Origin of the sequence: Bradyrhizobium sp. 157 (assembly GCF_023073815.1) — a bacterium.
In the GTDB taxonomy this organism is placed as follows: domain Bacteria; phylum Pseudomonadota; class Alphaproteobacteria; order Rhizobiales; family Xanthobacteraceae; genus Bradyrhizobium.
In genome coordinates, this window is sequence record NZ_JADPKF010000077.1 from 99903 (window position 1) to 118926 (window position 19024).

At 63.8% G+C, this 19024-nt stretch carries 19 protein-coding genes, 1 tRNA gene and 1 pseudogene; 13 read left to right on the forward strand and 8 right to left on the reverse strand.

What is annotated here, in order from left to right; genetic code table 11:
• Positions 1–125: 125 nt before the first annotated feature.
• Positions 126–413, reverse strand: coding sequence for a DUF1330 domain-containing protein (locus IVA95_RS19970; protein ID WP_247512012.1), 288 nt, complete (start codon positions 411–413; stop codon positions 126–128).
• A 57-nt stretch (positions 414–470) separates the two neighbouring features.
• Positions 471–2342: a DEAD/DEAH box helicase gene (locus IVA95_RS19975; RefSeq protein WP_247512013.1), complete on the reverse strand. Its 1872-nt coding sequence runs from the start codon at positions 2340–2342 to the stop codon at positions 471–473.
• A 302-nt stretch (positions 2343–2644) separates the two neighbouring features.
• On the opposite strand from IVA95_RS19975, the gene IVA95_RS19980 reads away from it, so the two are divergent.
• Positions 2645–3361, forward strand: a complete 717-nt coding sequence (locus IVA95_RS19980) for a DNA-3-methyladenine glycosylase I (protein ID WP_247512137.1) — start codon at positions 2645–2647, stop codon at positions 3359–3361.
• 36 nt (positions 3362–3397) lie between these two features.
• Here IVA95_RS19980 and IVA95_RS19985 read toward each other — a convergent pair whose 3' ends face one another.
• Positions 3398–4630, reverse strand: a complete 1233-nt coding sequence (locus tag IVA95_RS19985) for a rhodanese-like domain-containing protein (RefSeq protein ID WP_247512014.1) — start codon at positions 4628–4630, stop codon at positions 3398–3400.
• A gap of 59 nt (positions 4631–4689) precedes the next feature.
• Here IVA95_RS19985 and IVA95_RS19990 point away from each other — a divergent pair, with 59 nt between their 5' ends.
• Positions 4690–5613 (forward strand): LysR substrate-binding domain-containing protein, encoded by a 924-nt coding sequence (locus IVA95_RS19990; protein WP_247512015.1) that lies wholly within the window; start codon positions 4690–4692, stop codon positions 5611–5613.
• Between the two features lie 52 nt (positions 5614–5665).
• Here IVA95_RS19990 and IVA95_RS19995 read toward each other — a convergent pair whose 3' ends face one another.
• Both IVA95_RS19995 and IVA95_RS20000 read right to left on the reverse strand, forming a co-directional pair.
• Positions 5666–6265 carry a thiamine pyrophosphate-dependent enzyme gene (locus IVA95_RS19995; RefSeq protein ID WP_247512016.1) on the reverse strand — a complete coding sequence of 200 codons (600 nt, stop codon included), beginning with the start codon at positions 6263–6265 and terminating at the stop codon, positions 5666–5668.
• On the reverse strand, positions 6262–6828 hold the full coding sequence (locus IVA95_RS20000) for a thiamine pyrophosphate-binding protein (protein WP_247512017.1): 567 nt from the start codon (positions 6826–6828) through the stop codon (positions 6262–6264). Before IVA95_RS20000 ends, IVA95_RS19995 begins: the two co-directional genes overlap by 4 nt.
• A 374-nt stretch (positions 6829–7202) precedes the next feature.
• On the opposite strand from IVA95_RS20000, the gene IVA95_RS20005 reads away from it, so the two are divergent.
• Positions 7203–7673: an NUDIX domain-containing protein gene (locus IVA95_RS20005; RefSeq protein WP_247512018.1), complete on the forward strand. Its 471-nt coding sequence runs from the start codon at positions 7203–7205 to the stop codon at positions 7671–7673.
• Positions 7674–7730: 57 nt separating this feature from the next.
• On the opposite strand, the gene IVA95_RS20010 is transcribed toward IVA95_RS20005, so the two are convergent.
• Positions 7731–7804: transfer RNA gene (locus tag IVA95_RS20010), tRNA-Gly, on the reverse strand.
• Positions 7805–7837: 33 nt separating this feature from the next.
• Between IVA95_RS20010 and IVA95_RS20015 the strand changes: the two are divergent.
• The 5 genes and pseudogenes from IVA95_RS20015 to IVA95_RS20035 form a co-directional block, all read left to right on the forward strand.
• A pseudogene (locus IVA95_RS20015) lies at positions 7838–8086 on the forward strand (MGMT family protein); the annotation flags it as partial.
• Between the two features lie 9 nt (positions 8087–8095).
• Complete coding sequence (locus tag IVA95_RS20020; protein ID WP_247512019.1) at positions 8096–8935, forward strand: AraC family transcriptional regulator; 840 nt, start codon at positions 8096–8098, stop codon at positions 8933–8935.
• Between the two features lie 53 nt (positions 8936–8988).
• A complete protein-coding gene (locus IVA95_RS20025) occupies positions 8989–9348 on the forward strand; it encodes a VOC family protein (protein ID WP_247512020.1) in 360 nt (119 codons plus the stop codon).
• Between the two features lie 175 nt (positions 9349–9523).
• Positions 9524–9925 (forward strand): SRPBCC family protein, encoded by a 402-nt coding sequence (locus IVA95_RS20030; protein ID WP_247512021.1) that lies wholly within the window; start codon positions 9524–9526, stop codon positions 9923–9925.
• A gap of 126 nt (positions 9926–10051) precedes the next feature.
• A complete protein-coding gene (locus tag IVA95_RS20035; RefSeq protein ID WP_247512022.1) occupies positions 10052–10522 on the forward strand; it encodes a hypothetical protein in 471 nt (156 codons plus the stop codon).
• A 131-nt stretch (positions 10523–10653) separates the two neighbouring features.
• On the opposite strand, the gene IVA95_RS20040 is transcribed toward IVA95_RS20035, so the two are convergent.
• Positions 10654–12093 carry an MATE family efflux transporter gene (locus IVA95_RS20040; RefSeq protein WP_247512023.1) on the reverse strand — a complete coding sequence of 480 codons (1440 nt, stop codon included), beginning with the start codon at positions 12091–12093 and terminating at the stop codon, positions 10654–10656.
• A gap of 206 nt (positions 12094–12299) precedes the next feature.
• On the opposite strand from IVA95_RS20040, the gene IVA95_RS20045 reads away from it, so the two are divergent.
• The 5 genes from IVA95_RS20045 to IVA95_RS20065 all read left to right on the forward strand — a co-directional run bounded on the left by IVA95_RS20045 (position 12300) and on the right by IVA95_RS20065 (position 17793).
• Positions 12300–13637 (forward strand): sorbosone dehydrogenase family protein, encoded by a 1338-nt coding sequence (locus IVA95_RS20045; protein WP_247512024.1) that lies wholly within the window; start codon positions 12300–12302, stop codon positions 13635–13637.
• 149 nt (positions 13638–13786) lie between these two features.
• Positions 13787–15016 (forward strand): acyltransferase, encoded by a 1230-nt coding sequence (locus IVA95_RS20050; RefSeq protein WP_247512025.1) that lies wholly within the window; start codon positions 13787–13789, stop codon positions 15014–15016.
• A gap of 11 nt (positions 15017–15027) precedes the next feature.
• Complete coding sequence (locus IVA95_RS20055) at positions 15028–16161, forward strand: ABC transporter permease (RefSeq protein WP_247512026.1); 1134 nt, start codon at positions 15028–15030, stop codon at positions 16159–16161.
• Positions 16158–16883: an ABC transporter ATP-binding protein gene (locus IVA95_RS20060; protein WP_247512027.1), complete on the forward strand. Its 726-nt coding sequence runs from the start codon at positions 16158–16160 to the stop codon at positions 16881–16883. Before IVA95_RS20055 ends, IVA95_RS20060 begins: the two co-directional genes overlap by 4 nt.
• 13 nt (positions 16884–16896) lie before the next feature.
• Complete coding sequence (locus tag IVA95_RS20065) at positions 16897–17793, forward strand: alpha/beta hydrolase (RefSeq protein ID WP_247512028.1); 897 nt, start codon at positions 16897–16899, stop codon at positions 17791–17793.
• A 19-nt stretch (positions 17794–17812) separates the two neighbouring features.
• Here the strand turns inward: IVA95_RS20065 and IVA95_RS20070 are convergent, their stop codons facing one another.
• Positions 17813–18919, reverse strand: a complete 1107-nt coding sequence (locus IVA95_RS20070; RefSeq protein WP_247512029.1) for a 2'-deoxycytidine 5'-triphosphate deaminase — start codon at positions 18917–18919, stop codon at positions 17813–17815.
• Positions 18920–19024 lie beyond the last annotated feature (105 nt).

A 19024-nucleotide genomic window follows, 5' to 3' on the forward strand; every position in this document is an offset into this window, starting at 1 on the left:
TCTGATACTAGCAATAGCACAAGAATGGTTCGGCGAAAGCCGGCCTCGTTGATGTTCCGGAATGCAATAATGCCTCGCCGGGAACCCCCGGCGCGGATCAAGTCAACGTGGCAAAGGCGGGTATCCTACAAACCCCTCACCGCCAGCACGATGGCATCGGCGCCGGCTTTGCGATCGACCGAGATCTCCTGATACTCCGGCGAATTCTGAAATTCCCTTGCCGAGGCGTCGTCAGGAAATTCCATGATCACGACCTTGTCGCGCGGCCATTCGCCTTCCAGCACGACCGGATGTGCGTCCGCCACCAGCAGCTTGCCCTTGAACTTCCTGAACACGCCCATGAAGCGCGATTGATAGCGGTCGTAGAGTTCGCGGCGGGTGAATTTCAGTTGCGCGATGATGTAGACGCTCATGACGGCACCTCATTTGCGGGCTCCGCGACGGGCCCGTTGAGGTCCCGGTCTTGCCGGTCAGCCGCGAAACTTCTTCTTTTTCTTCTTGCCGAATGCAGGCGCCGCGGGCGCCTCGCGCTCGTGCCTCGGTTTTCCGGCGTGAGCCGGTTTGTCCCGATGCGGCTTCTTCCTATCGTAACGCACTTCCTTGTCAAACCCCGCCCGGTCGGGGCTCTTTGCGGTTTTGCCGTGCGGCTTCGGTGTCCATTCCTGTGCGCGAACCTCCTCGCGCGGCGGGGCAATTGTCATCGCCTCGATGCGAATGCTGTCTTCCTTGTCGGGACGGCGAACCCTGGCGGCGAAGCGGTCGGCGACGCGCGCGGAAATCTCGAACTCGGTGACGGTATCGAGAATGCGGATAGTGCCGATATCTTCCTTCTTGATGCTGCCGCGGCGGCACAACATCGGCAGCAACCAGCGCGCTTCCGCGTTCTTCCGGCGTCCGATCGCGGCGCTGAACCACACGGTGTCCTCCGCCATGCGGTGGCGCGTCAAGGATTTCGTTGGCTTCACTGCCCTTCCGGCCTCGCGATCGGTCCGCTCGCGGGCGCGCTCGGCACGAGATTTGACGCGCTCCTCACCGGGATCGACGATGTCCTCGGGAGAGGGCAATCGCGCGCGATAGAGCCGTGCCAGCGCGGTGGCGATCTCTTGCGACGACCGTTCAGCAAGTAAGGTCTGCGCGAGTACCTCATCCTCTGCAGTTATTTCGCCTGCGAACACCTCATCGCGCAGCAGCCGCTCCTGATCGAGCTTGCGTATTTCATCCGGCTGCGGCGCCAAGCCCCAGGCCGCGTCGATGCCGGCGAGCTTAAGCAGCATATCCGCGCGACGCCGCCGCGCCGGCGGCACCAGCAATATACTGACGCCTTTGCGGCCGGCGCGCCCGGTGCGGCCGGAGCGATGCTGCATGACTTCCGGATCGTTCGGCAGATCGGCATGGATGACGAGGTCGAGGTTCGGCAAATCGATGCCGCGCGCGGCAACGTCGGTCGCAACGCAAACGCGGGCGCGGCCGTCGCGCAACGCCTGCAGCGCCAGCGTCCTCTCGTTCTGGGTCAACTCGCCCGACAGCGCCACCACCGAGAAGCCTCGCTCCAGCAGTATCGCCTGCAGATGCCGTACGGCCTCGCGCGTATTGCAGAACACCAGCGTGCCCGGCGATTCGAAGTAGCGCAGGATATTAACGACGGCGTGCTCGACATCGCCGGCGGCGATCCGGATCGCGCGATATTCGATGTCGGCATGGCCGCCCTCGTCGCCCGCGACTTCGACGCGAAAGGCGTCTTGCTGATATTCCTTCGCCAGCGCGATGATGCCGCGCGGAAGGGTGGCCGAGAACAACAGCGTGCGGCGGCTCTCCGGCGTGGCCTGCAGGATGAACTCCATGTCCTCGCGGAAACCGAGATCGAGCATCTCGTCAGCCTCGTCGAGCACGATGGCCTTCAGTTCCGAAACGTCGAGCCTGCCGCGACGCAGATGGTCGCAGAGCCGCCCCGGCGTGCCAACCACGATATGGGCGCCCGCGGCCAACTCGCGCTGCTCGCGGCGAGGGTCCATGCCGCCGACGCAGGAAACCACGCGCGCCTCCGCGTGCTGATAAAGCCAGCCGAGTTCGCGGTGGACCTGAAGCGCAAGCTCGCGCGTCGGCGCGACAATCAGCGCCAGGGGTGCGGCAGCCCGCTCGAATCGTTCGGCGCCATCCAGCAGGTTCGTTCCAATCGCCAGACCATAGGCGACGGTTTTGCCGGAGCCGGTTTGCGCAGAAACGAGCAGGTCACGGCCGTCAGCGTCGTCGGCCAACACCGCTGTCTGCACCGGCGTCAGCCGATCATAGTTGCGTTCCGCCAAAGCTCGGGCGAGCGGCGCATTTGCGGGCAGTAATGTCACGAGATGTCAGACCTTGGTTGGCGTTGTCGGCCGGGAATATGAAAGGGCGCCTCGAACCGAAATGACTCAAAAGCTGCGCATTGACGACGCGCAGCCGCACGGCCTGACGGATTTAAATGAGGTGGGGATGCTTTAGGCGAAATCCAGCCGGGACGCCATCCATTCTTTGCAGATCAGCCGATCACTTCTGCGACGGTTAACCTCCGAGGCTGCCGGCTGGGAATTCCGGGATGATCCGCTACACTACGGCTTTCCGGGTATTTCAGCCGTGGTTTCAACTTAGCCATGTGGGGCCATGCACCGTGACCGCATTCAAGACCATCCGCGCCCGCGCCGAGAAGCGCAAGGGCGGGCCGAAGGCACTCGCCAAGCTGCTGCCAGCCAAGCCGGACCCGAAGGCGCTCGCCAAGCTCGGCGACGACCGGATCTTATCGGAAATGACCAAGCGGGTGTTCTCGGCGGGCTTTGCCTGGAGCGTGATCGAGAACAAATGGCCTGGGTTCGAGAAGGCGTTTCTCGGCTTCAAGCCCGGGCCTCTGACGCTGCAGCCGGACGATTTCTGGGACGACCTGATGAAGGACACCCGCATCGTGCGCAACGGCGCCAAGATCATGTCGGTGCGGGCCAATGCCGGCTTCCTCCAGGATATCGCCAAGGAGCACGGTAGTTTCGGCAAGTTCCTTGCGAACTGGCCGTCGTCGGATCAAGCCGGATTGCTGGAATTGCTGGCCAAGCGCGGCAGCCGGCTCGGCGGCAATACCGGGCAGATGATGCTGCGCTTCCTCGGCTGGGACGGATTCGTCACCTCCCGAGACGTCGTGCTGTGCCTGCGCGATGCCGGGCTCGACATTGCCGAGACCGTCACCTCCAAGCGCGATCTCGCGAAGGTGCAGGCGCAGTTCAATGAATGGGCCGAGGAGACCGGTTTGGCCTACGTGCAACTCTCGCGGATATGCGCGCTGTCGATCGGCGAGAATTATTCGGCCGAGAAGTTGGCAAGTTTCGGCATGGATGAATGATGGGTATCGCTTGCGATCCACCCATCCTACGCGATCTCAAATGACGAAAAATCCATGCGTGCCGTCGCGGCGGAGTTGCTCGACGAGGCCGTATTCCCAGTCAAGATAAGCCTGCATCGCGCTTTCCTGCACATCGGTGCCCTCATAGGGACGGCGGTAGCGGTGTGACGGATCGGGCTTTGGGATGACCAGCGGCGGGCCGATCTCCAGCGAGCGATCATAGTCGCCTTCGAGAACATAGGTTTCCCAGCCCATCTGCGCCAGCCAGGACGCCGTCATGTCGGCGCGGACCCTTCGATCATCCGTCAGTACGATCCGCGCACCGCGCACCGGCGCTGCCATGTCGATCTCCTGCACCAACTGCCCACCGGCGTAATGGCGAAAGCCCGCGAGATGGCCGGCCGTATATTCCTCCTCCGAGCGGACGTCGAAGCAGTAGAGCGTACGGTTGGCCTGCTCCCTCAACGCCGCCATTTCCTCTGATCCGATATGCCGGACACCGGCGCGATAAGCAACGTCCCGCGCATTGGTTTCGCCGCCCTCGATGGCGCCGATCGCGCCGCGCCTGTCACTGCCATGTTCGAGACTTTGTTTGGCCAGGGTCCAGCCGATCGTTCCGTTGCGCAGCGCCCGCACCTTGTTCGCGACGCCGGCATTGATCAGCGACTGGGTGCCGATGATCGAGCGGGTGCGACCTGCGCAATTCACGATGATGGTGGTCTCGGGATCCGGCGCGGCGCGGCCCGCGCGCAGCACCAATTCCGCGCCGGGCACGCTGATGGAGCCGGGAATGTTCATGGTGGCGTATTCGTCGAAGCGACGGACGTCGAGGATTTGAATGTTGGCGCCGCTCGCAATCAGCGCGCCGACTTCCTCGGCGGCGAGCGAAGGCGTGTGGCGGCGCGACTCGACCAGTTCGCCAAACGCCTTGGCGTAGGAATTGACGTCCTGGAACAGCTCAAACCCCGCCAATTTCCAGCCTTGCAGCCCGCCATCGAGTTGGCGGACATTGGTGTAGCCGAGAGCCTTCAGGCAATCCGCAGCCTGCAGCACGAGGCCCTCGCCGGCGTCATAGAGCACGATCGGCACGTCCTTTCGCGGCAGCCGCGCATCCGCTTCGAGCCCGATCCGGTCGGCCGCCGTGTTGGCGGCAAACAGCGGATGGCCGGTGGCGAACACGGCCTCATGCCTGACATCGAGCAGCGCGATTTCCTCGCGCAGCAGCAGCGCGGTGCGGACTTGCGAGGGGGTAACTGAGGGGACGGTCATGGACGGAGATTCCGAAAACGGCATATGATCGTTTGCATAATGGGCACGCTGGGTACCCGATGGATCTCAAACAATTGCGGACGTTCCGGGCCGTAGCCGAACTCGGAAGCCTGAGCAAGGCCGCGGATCGGCTGCGTGCTGCGCAGCCGGCGCTGAGCCGGCACATCAAGCTGCTCGAGCACGAGCTTCGCGTCGAGCTGTTCGTCCGCAACGGGCGCGGCATGCTCCTGACCAGCGCCGGCCGGATGCTGCTCGACCGCACCACCGGCCTGATCCGCCAGATCGAGCAGGTCAGCGACGACCTCAAATCGGCGAACGGCAATCCGTCGGGCCGGGTCATCCTCGGGCTGGTGCCGACGGTCAGCGCCGTCCTGTCCGGACGGTTCGCCCGCCGCGTCCTCAACGAGTTTCCCGACGTCTCGCTGCGCATCGTGGAGAGCTATGGCGGGCATCTGGTCGAGTGGCTGCACCGCGGCGAGATGGACCTCGCGATCATCTATGGTCCGGCGGTCGATCTCCATCTTCAGGTGCAGTCGATCGGCCGCGAGGATATCGTCGCGGTCGGGCCGCCAGGATCCGGCTTGAACAAGCGTAAGCAGGTCGATCTGAAGTGGCTGGTGAAGCAGAAGCTGATCCTGCCGAGCATCTCTCATGGCTTGCGGGCACTCTTGGAGAAGGCGCTGGCGCGCGAAAAACTGAAGATAGAAGCCATGATCGAGGTCGATTCCTACCGCGCCCAGATCAGCCTGATGGAGGAAGGCCTCGGCTATACGCTGCTGCCGCCCTCGGCCATCCGCACCGAGGTGGCGGCGAAACGCCTGGAGATGGCTGCGGTCAGTCCCGCCGTGTCGCGCGAACTGATTCTGGCGTCACCGATCGCCCACCCGCCGTCGATCGCAACGACGACGATCGCGACGCTGATCGTGTCCGAGATTCAACAGCTCTCCCGGGAAGGCCTCTGGAAGATCAACATGACTGCGTAGCGATGGCTGCGCATTCCCTCTCCGTCATGGCCGCCTTCGTAAGCACTGTGCCTCAATTAAACAGCGCCTCGTCTCCCAGCACCGATTGCCGAAAGCGTGTCGTCAGGATCACGCCATCGGCTGGCGGCATTACGAACACCAGCGCCTCGGGATTGATCTTGATCTGCGCAAAGGCCGTTCCGCGGCCTTCATGAACGAGGTCGCGCAGTTCGGTCACCTCGGCCATCGTGCGTACGATGCGGGAGGTGCGGATGCCGCAAGCGGTCGCGATGGCGGCAAGGTCAACCCCGGAGGCGGTGGGCGTCTTCTGCATGCCGGTCTCGCCGAAGCGCTCGTTGTCGAGGACCGCGATCGTGAGATTCTTCGGCGCCTCCACCGCGATCGTGGCGAGCGAGCCGACATTCATCAGCATCTCGCCATCCCCGGTGACGACGAGCACCTTGCGCTTCGGCTGCGCCAAAGCAAGGCCAAGCCCGATCATCGAGGCACCGCCCATCGCGCCCCACAGCGGGAAATTGTTGGGATGGTCGCCGGCGGCCGAGACGTCCCAGTTCGGCGCGCCGAGCCCGGCGACGACGAGAAGATCGGCGCGGTCGCGCAACAATTCGTTGACGACATCGCGGCGATGCAGAAGCGCGTTCGGATTGCTCATTTGCGGGCAAGCTCCTTGAAATTCTTGGCGCCGAGCACACGCTGGCCGACCAGGACCGCTACTGGTTTCCAGGTATTGAAAGCGAGGTTCGCCGCACCCTGCACCGCGGAGGCAACGAGATGCGGCTCATCGACCTTGTTCACGATCACGCCCATGGCTTCGAGCGAGGGACGCGTGCCTTGCCCCATCGGGATCTGCCACGGATTGAACTCGCCCCAGTCGCCGCGCATGGTGACGATCATCAACAGCGGCATATGGCAGATGACCGGCAGCGACAGCATGTTGATGCAGTTGCCGACGCCGCTCGACTGCAACAGCAGCACACCGCGCTCGCCGCCGAGCCACGCACCCGCCAGCATCGCTACGCCCTCTTCTTCCGTCGTGAGTGTCACGACGCGGGTTTCGGGATCGGCCTCGAAGGAGCGGATCAGGCGGCTATGGCCAGCGTCCGGGACCATCGCAACCTGGCGAATGCCGGCGTCCTTGAGCACGCGGTAGATCTCATCCGGCCACGTCGGCAGCGCCGGTGTGGCCTCGGCGCGTGATTTTGCTGCTTCCGCCATCAGGCTCAATTTCCTCCGCGATTCCCGGGTTGATTGGCGTGCAGAATAGATCGCGGCGAGGGTTCGAGGAATTTGAATGTCGACATGGCTTCTATCGCAAAATTGAAAGGCTCGGCGGAGCCCTCCATGTGGTCAAAATATTTCGGGAACCTGCCGGCTCCTGCAGCATCCAATCCCGATACCCTGCTATTGGCGGACATCATGCGCCAAGCCCACATACCGAGCATCGCGCCTCTCGATAGCGGTGACGCCGAGTTGGTGCGCCGCGCTCTGGCCCGCGACGGGTCGACGACGCCATCGCGGCGGTTCTGCAGGAAAAGGCCAAGGCGGCCAGTGCAGCTGCGGAATGATTTGGATATTCGCAGGTTACGTCCATGGTGGTCATCAGTGCTGGCATCCTGATGTACCGCCGTAAAGGCGGCATAGAGGTTCTGCTCGTTCATCCCGGCGGACCGTTCTGGCGCACCCGCGATCGGGGAGCTTGGTCGCTCCCGAAGGGAGAATTAGATGGCGAAGAGGATCCGGAAGTAGCAGCGCGGCGCGAGTTCGCGGAAGAGCTCGGGATCGAAGCGCCCGGCTCCCTGCAGTCCTTAGGCCAGGTACGACAGCGCGCCGGCAAGATCGTCTGGGGCTATGCGCTTGAAGGCGATCTCGATGTCAGCTCCATCAGATGCAATGAGGTTGCGATGGAATGGCCTCCGCAAAGCGGTCGAATCATCAACTTTCCCGAGATTGATCGGGCAGCGTGGTTTAGCCTGCCCACCGCCAGGGAGAAGATCCTCGCAAGCCAGCAGCCGTTTCTCGATCGATTGGAACGGCTTTGCGGAAAAGCATCAGAAAAATAGTCGTTCTTGCCGACTTTTTTGAAAGGCCGGCCGCTTCTCACGCGCTCTCGAAGGGGCTGGAGCGGGCGAAGGGAATCGAACCCTCGTATGCAGCTTGGGAAGCTGCCGTTCTACCATTGAACTACGCCCGCGGGTCGCGCCCCATGATTAGCCGACCGCGCGCCATTCGCCAAGCTGTTCCAGCTTCGGGCGCAGTGTATTCGGTGGCGCAGGCGATCGGCCACAACTCCTTTATGATCATCGTACCCTGCCATCGCGTGCTCGAAGCCGGCAATTATGCCGACAAGATCTCAGCTTATGGAGGGGCGATCTCCAAGCGGCGGCTGCTCTCGATCGAGGGCGCCAGCCAGACCTCCGGCAAGACGCTGTTCGACGTGCTGCTGCCGGTTGCAGCGCCGCGCCCGCATCCTTAAGTAGGCGGGATGATCGCGACCACGCTTCTTGAACGCAAATCGATCTGTGTTTCCGACTTCCGCTGCACCGCGGGACCAAGCGACAAGCCGTTCCCGGAGCAGCATGGCGGCCACTCGATCTCCTATGTGCGCAAGGGCAGTTTCGGCCTGCATTGCCGCGGCAAGTTCAGCGAGCTGGTGGCGGGATCGGTGCTGATCGGCCATCCCGGCGACGAATATACCTGCACCCACGAGCACGTCTGCGGCGACGAGTGCCTGTCGTTCTTCCTGGCGCCCGAGCTGGTGGAAACCATTGGCGACAGCCGGGCGCCGTGGCAGATCGGCTCCGCGCCGCCATTGCCGGAGCTCGTCGTGCTCGGCGAACTGGCGCAGGCGGCAGCAGATGGCAGCAGCGACATTGGCCTCGACGAAATCGGCCAGGTGCTGGCGAGCCGCTTTGTCGAGGTGGTATCCGGCAAGCCGCGCAAACCCGGCCCTGATGCGGCGCGCGACCGCCGCCGCGCGGTGGAGACCGCGTTGTGGATCGATGCCAATTCTCACCATCAGATCAATCTGGAGGACGCCGCCGCGCAGACCGGGATCAGCCCGTTTCACTTCCTGCGGCTGTTCTCGCAAGCGCTGGGCGTTACCCCGCACCAATATCTGGTGCGCTCGCGGCTGCGCCATGCCGCGCGCCGGCTCGCCGACGACGACAGCCCGATCACCGATATCGCCTATGACGTCGGCTTTGCCGACCTTTCCAACTTCGTGCGCACATTTGGCCGCGCCGCCGGTGCCTCGCCGCTCAAGTTCCGGCAGGCATCGCGGGGCATGCGCAAGATTTTCCAAGAACGGCTGGCCCTTCACTAGCTAGGCTTTCTCCAGGCCGCGCGACATCAGCGCGCTTTTGACTGGAGAAGATCATGTACGACCATATCGGATTACGCGTCGGCGACCTCGACGCCAGCGTGCGCTTTTATACGGCCGCGCTCGCGCCCCTCGGCTTCGTGCTGTGCTCGCGGGACGATTCCGGCGCAGGCTTTGGCCCGAAAGGCGCGCCCGCGCTCTGGCTGCATTTGCACAAGGGCAAGGCCGGCACCGGCGCCCATGTCGCATTTCGAGCCAAGGATCATGCGGCAATCAAGCAATTCCACGCGGAGGGCCTGAAGGCCGGCGGCCGCGACAATGGCGGCGCGGGACCGCGCGCGGATTACAGCCCGACCTATTACGCGGCGTTTTTGATCGACCCCGACGGCAACAATGTCGAGGCGGTTTGTACGTAAGGGCGCCCCTCTCTCTCCACGTCATTGCGAGGAGCGAAGCGACGAAGCAATCCATGCCACGGCAAGCAGAGAGATGGATTGCTTCGCGGAGCCTGTCATCGGGCGCGCATTCGCGCGACCCGTTGGCTCGCAGTGACGGCTCAACGTCAATCGCCTTTCATAAGGACTTATCATCATGGCTTCCATCCACAAAGAAATCCCCCTCGACGCTTCCCCTAACGACATCTGGGACGCATTGCGCGATTTCGGCGCGCTGCATACCCGGCTGGTGCCGGGGTTCGTCACTGACACCAAGCTCGACGGCAACGCGCGCATCGTCACCTTTGCCAACGGCACCGTCGCGCGCGAGACGCTGGTCGATTGCGACGACGGACGAATGCGGCTGGTCTATGCGATCAACAGCGATCGTGTGAAGCATTATAGCGCGTCGGCCCAGGTGTTCGCTGATGACGACGCGCGCAGCCGGTTGGTCTGGATCGTCGACGTATTGCCGAACGAGATCGCGCCCTATGTCTCCTCACAGATGGATCAGGGCGTGCTTGCCATGCAGAAGGCGTTCGGACGGAGCGCGGCGTGACCATGCGTTACCGGCACAAGCTGGCGTGATCTTTCTCACAGATTGGCTCAATTCCCGCTCCTAGCGTTCCCCCATGCGTCCGAACGGCGCCGCGCCCGCGGCCGCCGGCGCATGAGGAGCAGAACCATGACTGGAGCTGACAAAGTGGTGTGCCAGGCGGCCACGCTGCTGTTGCTGTTCACCCTGACGTCGATGCCGGCAAAGGCGCAATTCGCCGGCTTCGGCGGCGGCGGAGGCGGCGCAGACATGATGACGCAGATGGCGCCGATGCTGGAGATGATGAAGGCGAAGATAGGCAAGCGCCGCTTCGCCATGATGATGCAGACCATGGGCCCGATGATGAGCCGGATGATGGAGGGCGGCGGCGGAATCGGCGGGATGGGCGGCGGCATCCCCGGCAGTTTTGGCGGCGGTTATGTGCCCGAGGGTTACGGCGTGAACGCTGGGAGCATGAATCTGGGCGGCTCGGGCGGCGGCGACTTCATGGGCATGCTCGGCGGCGCTGACGGCGGCGAGCTGATGAGCATGGTCCCGCAACTGATGCGCATGGCCAACGTCGGCGGCGGCCGATCGGCCAAGCGTCACCGGCGGCGGTAGTCGTCACCGTCATTGCGAGGAGCGCAAGCGACGAAGCAATCCATATCTCCGCGAGTGGAAAGATGGATTGCTTCGCGGAGCCTGTCATCGGGCGCGCATTCGCGCGACCCGTTGGCTCGCAATGACAATCCTCACGACAGCACAGGCCTAACCACGGGCACCCGCTGCTTCGGCCCCCAGCGCGTCAGCACCACGCTGGTCCACGACAGCACGCCGAGCAGCACCATCGATGCAGCGGCGAGCATGAAGAAGTTCTGCGCGGTGGCGTCGTGCGTCAACAGCCACCAGCCACCGGCGCCGATGAACAACAGCCGCGCGGTCTGCGCCATCACTGGGCCGATCACCTTGGCCGCGCCCTGCGACGAAAAATACATCGCCGTGGCAAGGCCGAGGAAGGCGTACATAGGCGCTGCCGTCGAAAGATATTGACGGCTCGCGGCACGCACGGCCGCATCGTCGGTGAAGAGGTTGACCCAGATGTCGGGGAAGATTGCGATGAAGGTCGCGAACGTGCCGACCGAGGCGAATGCGACGAGCCCCGCCGTCCAGGCAATCTTGCGGGCCCGCGCGATGCGCTGCGCGCCGACGGCCATGCCGACCATCGGAACCGAGGCGATGCCGACCGCGAATGAGATCGAGGTCAGCATGAATTCGAGCCGCGCGCCGATGCCATAGCCGGCGAGGACCTCGGTGCCGAAACTCGCCAGCATGTAAGTGAAGATACTGATCGTCAGCACCGACTGCAGCGGCGAGAAGCAGGCGATAGCCCCGACCTTCAGGATGTCGATGAACATCGACCACTGAATACGAAGGCCCCTGACCTTGGGCACGACGCGCGCGCGGCCGGAAAACAGATACCAGGACATCACGGAGATGCTGATCAGGTAAGCGATCAGCGAGCCGGCCGCGACGCCGCGCATGCCGAATTGCGGGATCGGGCCTAGACCCAAGCCAAGCGTGCCACCGAGAATGATCTGGCAAATCGCCGACGAAAGCATCAACAGCGACGGCAGCTTCATGTTGCCGGTGCCGCGCAAAATGCCGGCCATCGTATTCATCAGCCACGGCACGACCGCGCCGCCGAAGAAGATTTGCGTATAGGCCACCGCCTGGGTCAGCACGTTGCCGCGGCCGCCGAGCAGTTCGAGCAGCTTTGGCCCGAAGATCAGCATGCCCAGCATGAAGGCCAGCCCGAAGCAAAGGCCAATCAGCAGCGCGTGCGCGGCCAACGTCGAGGCGCGGTCGAGCTCTCCGGCGCCGAGCGCACGCGCGATCGCAGACGCCACGCCCCCACCCATGGCGCCGCCCGACATGGTCATGGTCAGGATCACGGTGGGAAACACCAGCGCCATCGCGGCGAGCGACTCCACGCCGAGCCGTCCGATGTAGGAGGTCTCGGCGATGACCACGCAGGTGCCCGCGGTAAGCGCGATCACGTTCGGCCAGGCCAGCCACAGCAGCGTGCGCAGAATGGGGCCGTCGAGTAGCGCGTTTTTCGCCGGCGCCGCCGGTGGCGGAAGCGGACGCTCGTTCTCGTCTACGGGAATTTCGGCAACGCCGAGATCGGACATTTCTGCTCCCGCGCGCGGACTTGGTCGCCTGCGTCGCGCTGCTTCCTAGCATGGCGGAGGCTGATTCCACGTGCGCGAGGCGCAATGGGGGCCTGCGGGATTGCGTGGCGGGCCTTCGGCCGGCCGTTTCACAGGGAATTCATGCCGGAACACGAACGTTCGGGCCGGCACTGCATTGTACGGGCGATATCCCGGAGAACCCTGCCATGCGCAAGACCCTCCTCCTGGCCATCTGCATCGGCGCGTTGGCGCTGCCGCTGACCGCCTGTAGCGACCCCAAGGAAACCGCGACCGTGGCGCAGAGCTATGGTCCTTCGCCCAACCTGCCCCCGCCAGAGCATTCCTGGATCCCGACGGTGGACATCGCAACTGTCAGGCGTTGGCCGAACGGCGCCACACCGACCGCCGCCAACGGCATGACGGTCAGCGCCTTTGCCCTCGATCTTGACCATCCGCGCACCGTCTACACGCTGCCGAACGGCGACGTGCTGGTCGCCGAGAGCAACGCGCCGCCGAGGGAGGGCAGCGGCATGAGCATCAAGGGCTTTATCTACAAGCAGGCGCAGAACTGGGCCGGCGCCGGCGTTCCCAGCGCCAACCGTATCACGCTGCTGCGCGATGCCGACGGCGACGGCGTCGCCGAGTTGAGAAGCACCTTCATCAGCGGGCTGAATTCGCCGTTCGGCATGGTGCTGGTCGGCGACGAGTTCTATGTCGCCAATACTGATTCGATCATGAAATTCCCTTATCGCGAAGGCGACACCACGGTCAGCGGACCCGGCGTCAAGCTTGCAGACCTGCCTGCCGGCACGCTCAATCATCACTGGACCAAGGATCTCACCGCCAGCCCCGACGGAACGAAGCTCTATGCAACAGTCGGCTCGAACAGTAACGTCGGTGAAAACGGCATGGATGCCGAAAAGGACCGCGCGGCGGTACTGGAAGTCGATCGAGCCAGCGGTCAATGGCGCGTGTTCGCCTCGGGCCTGCGCAATCCGAACGGCCCCGCTTGGAATCCGCACACCGGCGAACTCTGGGTCGTTGTCAACGAGCGCGACGAGATCGGCAACGACCTGGTCCCTGATTACATGACGTCGGTGAAGGACGGCGCGTTCTACGGCTGGCCGTACAGCTATTTTGGCGACCATGTCGACACCCGCGTCGAGCCGCGACGGCCTGATCTCGTGCAGAAGGCGATGGCGCCGGATTATGCGTTGGGCGCGCACACGGCCTGCCTCGGGCTGACGTTTAACACCGGCAAGCTGTTTCCGGCCGAGATGGAGGGCGGCGCCTTCATCGGCCAGCACGGCTCCTGGAATCGCAGGCCCCCCTCCGGCTACAAAGTAATCTTTGTCCCCTTCAAGGATGGCAAGCCATCCGGACCGCCGCAGGACGTGCTCACCGGCTTCCTCAACGACAAGGGCCAGGCGCAGGGCCGCCCGGTCGGGGTGCGGCTCGACAAGCAGGGCGCGCTGCTGGTGGCTGATGATGTCGGCAACACGATTTGGCGCGTGACGCCGGCGGCGAGGTCGGCATCGCGGTAAAAGCAACACGATCTCCCGGGGGTCGACCCGGCTGGGAGACCACGCTCCCGAAGGGGGCGCGGAGTTCCGCCCGTTAACAGGAACGAGCCCGCCGGCTTCACGTTGAACCCCTGCCGGTTCCCAAATCGGTGGGATGGCAGCGTGGACGAATGGCCGTGTCATCACAGGTCAATGTGCCCCTCAGCAACTTGCGCGCGATCACCATCGTCATCGTGGTCGCATTTCACTCCGTGCTGCCGTACCTCGCATCGCAACCGGCCGATCCATTTCCGTTCGACGCACCGCCCTATCGCTGGATCGCATTCCCAATCCTCGATAATCAACGCTGGTTCGGCTTCGACCTGTTTTGCGCGTGGCAGGATGTCAGCCTGATGTCGCTGATGTTTCTGCTGGCCGGTCTGTTCACACCATCCAGCCTCGGCCGCAAGGGGCCTCGCACCTACACCTTGGAGCGCTCGTGGCGGATCGGCCTGCCGTTCGTTATTGCCGTCGGCGTTCTCAGCCCTCTCGCCTACTTCGCGTCCTATCGGCTGACCGCGGCCGATCCCTCCTTCAGCGCCTTCTGGCAACATTGGCGCGCGCTTCCGATGTGGCCTGCCGGGCCGCAATGGTTCTTGTGGCAGATCTTTCTGCTGGGCGCCGTTGCGGCCGCTCTCCACGCGTTTGCCCCGCATTGGCTTAGGGCATTTAGCGCGCTCACGGCGCGCATTGCTGATCGCCCGCTTTTGTTCTTCCTCGCGCTGGCGGCGCTCTCTGCGCTGGCCTATGTGCCGCTGGCGATGGTCTTCACGCCGTGGGAATGGACCTTTCTCGGCCCATTTTCATTTCAGCTCAGCCGGCCATTGCATTATGTCGTCTATTTCTTTGCTGGATTTGCGATAGGTAGCTATCGGCCCGAGCACAGCTTGCTGCGTTCCGATGGTCCGCTTGCACGTCATTGGCTGGCCTGGCTTGCGGCCGCCATCGCTAGCATGTCCGCGTGGGGCGGACTCACATCGTTGACGATGCCGGAGTGGTGGGCAAGCGCACCGCTCTTTCGCCTGGCTTCGGCGCTGGCGTTTCCAGTTGCTTCCGCGGCCGCCGCCCTGTGTCTGCTCGCGATCTGCCTTCGGCTGCTGCAATCGCGCGACCGCCTGCTTGATAGCCTCTCCAGCAATGCCTACAGCATCTATCTGCTGCACTACGTCGTGGTCGTGTGGCTGCAATACGCGTTGTTGGATGTCGATCTCAATGCGATCGGCAAGGCGACGATCGTTTTTGCCGCTGCGCTCGCCGCAAGTCTGGCTGCGAGCGCTGGAATGAAAATTGGCGTGAGAGCTCTCGTTTCGCGCCATTCCGAGCCACGAGACGAGAGAGCCATCGCCAATCAACCGCGATAACGGATGCCGACATGTCGCTGGTACTGACACTTGCGTCCCGCAACCTGTTCCACGATCGGCTTCGCTTCGTCGCGACCATGGTTGGAATCGTCTTCTCGGTCGTCCTCGTCATGATCCAGATGGGCCTGTTCCTTGGGTTCGGCCGAATGGTCACGACGATGATCGACCATGCCTCCGCCGATTTGTGGATCCTGCCCAAGGGCGCCAAATGCTTCGAGGATCCTTCGCTGCTCGACGTCAAGCTGCGCGACCGCGTCGCGACCGTCGACGGCGTGAGTTCTGCGGTCCCGCTGGTGATCGGATTTTCGGACTGGCGCCTGGAAAGCGGTGAATTGACGCCGGTCTTCATTGTGGGAGCCGACCTGCGCGAGGGCAGCCTGCAACCGTTCAACGTCGTAGAGGGCAACGTGCAGGCGTTGACGCAAGGCGCGAACGTTGTGGTCGACCGCTCCTACTTTGACCGGCTCGGTGTCAGCGGCGTCGACTCGACCGCCGAGATCCGCGGCCGCAAGGTGCGCGTGGTCGCCGTCACGGACGGCATCCGCTCGTTCGCCACGACGCCTTACATATTTGTGGACTTGAAAAACGCGCGCAACTACACCGGAACGCCGCGCGATCGCGCCAGCAGCGTTCTGGTCCGGCTGAAAAGCGATGCCGATCGGGAGAAGGCACTCAGCGACATTCGCGCGCAGGTCGGCGATGCAGAGGTTCTTACTTCGGACGAATTCCGCAGCCGCAGCCGGTCGTTCTGGCTGTTTGGCACGGGGGCCGGAGCCGCGCTGTTTGCCGGCGCATTGCTAGGAGTGATCGTCGGCACCGTGATCGTCGCGCAAACGCTTTACTCCAGCACCAAGGATCATCTGAACGAATTCGCCACCCTGCGCGCGATGGGTTCCTCGAACGCCTATATCTACACCGTGATCATCTATCAGGCACTCATCAACGCGGTGATCGGATTTGCCATCGCCGCCGGGATCGGCTCGATCGTCGTTCAGATGACCGCCAAAAGCGCGTTGCCGATAGTCATCACGCCGTGGCTGATGGCGGCACTGTTCGCGCTGACGGTGGTGATGTGCGTAGCATCCGGCATTGGGGCAATCATCCGTGTCGTTCGTATCGATCCAGCAACGGTGTTCATGCGATGAATGACTATGTGGTCGAAGCCAAGTCGGTCGAGAAGACGCTGGGTCGCGGCGCCGGCGAGGTGCAGGCGCTGCGCGGCATCGATCTCTCGCTGCGCCGGGGCGAGCTGACACTGCTGATGGGCCCTTCGGGGAGCGGCAAGACCACGCTGCTATTGGTGCTCGGATGCATGCTGACGCCGAATTCGGGCAGCGTCACCGTATGCGGGACGCCGACAGCGAACGCCGACAAGGAAACACTTGCCAGGATTCGGCGTGAGCATGTCGGTTTCGTATTCCAGTCCTATCATTTGTTCCCGACGCTGACCGCGACCCAGAACGTGCAGTTGGCGCTGGATATTCGTGACGAGCACGGCAGGCGGGCGGCGCAGAAGTCGCGGGAGGCCCTTGCGATGGTCGGGCTCGAGCAGAAGGTGGACAGTTTGCCGGGCGGGCTCAGCGGCGGCGAGCAGCAGAGGGTCGCGATCGCGCGCGCGCTCGTCGCAAACCCTTCTGTCGTTCTTGCCGACGAGCCGACCGGCGCACTGGATGGAAAAAACGGCCAGAGCATCATGCGTATTCTCGCCGATACCGCCCATAAGCGTGAGCGGGCGGTGCTAGTCGTCACCCACGATCCGCGCGTGGTCCCCTTCGCCGATCGCATCGTCGAGATCGAGGACGGTCTTATCGTGCAAGAGCGTACCGACCGACCGCGCATGCCCACAGCCGTGCCGCTCAGGGTCTGAGGTCAGGGCCGCCATGAGCCTGCGGGCAGAACTCTTGCGCCTGGGCATTCGCATGTTGCTCAAGCGGCGCGGCGGAAGTCTCGATGTCGAGGAATGGCGGCGAAACATGCGTGCGATGGAGCGGTTTGTGCCGCATCCGCCCGCCCGGAGCACAACGGTCGAGATCGAGGCCGGTCGGGTGCGGTTTCACCGGGTTATCACGCCAGCATCCCGACCCGAACGGAACGTGCTCTATCTCCACGGCGGCGCCTATGTGTCCGGCGCGCCGGTCTATTACCGGCACTTCCTCTGGCGGATTGCCGACGCCTTGCAAGCCCGCGTCTGGGCGCTTGAATACCGCCTCGCTCCGGAGCACGCGTTTCCGGCAGCGCTTGGGGATGCCGTGGAGGGCTATCGTTGGCTCGTCGATAACACGCCCGATAGCCGCCAGTTGTTCGTGGCGGGAGATTCGGCTGGCGGCGGCCTGACGCTGGGTTTGCTGTTGAGACTGCGTGATGACGGCCAACCGCTTCCTGCCGCGGCCGTCGCGTTGTCGCCCTGGACCGATCTGGCCCTTACGGGCGCCTCGCTGAAGACGAATGCCGCGGCCGATCCGATGTTGAATGTCGAGGATCTTCCCGGTGTGGCGAAACTCTATCTCGGCGGAGCCGATCCGCGCACGCCCTATGCTTCGCCGCTCTACGGCGATCCCGCCGGATTGCCGCCGGTGCTTATTCAGGTCGGCAGCGATGAAATTCTCCGAGACGACGCGGTCCGCATGGCGGAGAAGCTTCGGTCGCACAATTCGCTCAGCAAACTCGAGATCTGGCGGCGTATGCCGCACGTCTGGCAATTGTTCGTGCCGGTGTTGCCGGAGGCCCGTCAGGCGATTGCGCAGATCGGCGAGTTTATCTCTGAGGTGCGCGACTGAGGGCGGTCCGGCGCAGGCGTCACACCCGGAAGTGCTTGGAGAGCTTCAATCCCTGGGCTTGATAGTTCGAGCCGATGCGCTGCCCATACAGCGCATCCGGCCGGGACAGCATTTTCTCGTAGACCAGACGCCCGACGATCTGGCCGTGCTCGAGGATGAACGGCACCTCGCGCGAGCGCACTTCGAGCACGGCGCGCGCGCCCTGCCCGCCGGCGCCGGCATAACCGAAGCCGGGGTCGAAGAACCCGGCGTAATGCACGCGGAATTCGCCGACCAGCGGATCGAACGGCACCATTTCCGCGGCGTAATCCGGCGGCACCTGCACGGCCTCCTTCGAGGCCAGGATGTAGAACTCGCCGGGATCGAGGATGAGGCTGCCGTCCGATCGAGCCGGGATCGCCTCCCAGAATTCGTCGACCGCATAGCCGCCGCGGCGGTCGATATCGACCACACCAGTGTGGCGCTTGGCGCGGTAGCCGACGAAGCTGCCCGTATTTTCGCCGGAGAGATCGACCGACAGCGCCACGCCATTGGCGAGATCGGCATCGTCGATATCGACCAATCGCTCGGCGCCATGCAGCGCGTCGAGCTCGTCGGCATCGAGGATGGCGTCGCCGGTGCGGAAACGCACTTGCGATAGCCGCGAGCCCTCGCGCAGCAGCACCGGAAACGTCTTCGGGCTGATCTCGGCATAGAGCGGGCCGTGATAGCCGGCGCCGATCATATCGAAGCGGCGGGTGCCGTCGGCGATCACGCGGGTGAAAACGTCGAGCCGTCCGGTCGAACTCTTCGGGTTGGCCGCGGCCACGATCTCCGGCGGCAGCGCGAGGCTTTCCAGCAGCGGCACGATGTAGACGCAATTAGTCTCCAGCACCGCGCCGTCGGAGAGGTTTATTTCATGCAGCTTCAATTCGTCGATGCGCTCGGCGACGGTCGCGCCGGGACCGGGCAGGAAGCTCGCGCGTACCCGGTAGGCAACGTCGCCAAGGCGCAAATCGAGGCTCGCCGGCTGGATCTGGCTTTCGACAAACGGATAGGCCGGCAGGATCAGGCCCGCATCCGCCATCGCCGCGATCATGCGGTCGGGTAGAATTCCGTTACCGTCGGGCGGAAGCGTGAACGACACGGCGCGGGTCCTCTGAGGTGGCCCTGGATGGCCAAATGTCATCCAAACCTCATAAATATGGGCTTTTAGGGGTTATCCGATGGCCGCCTTGACTGAAAGAGCGCA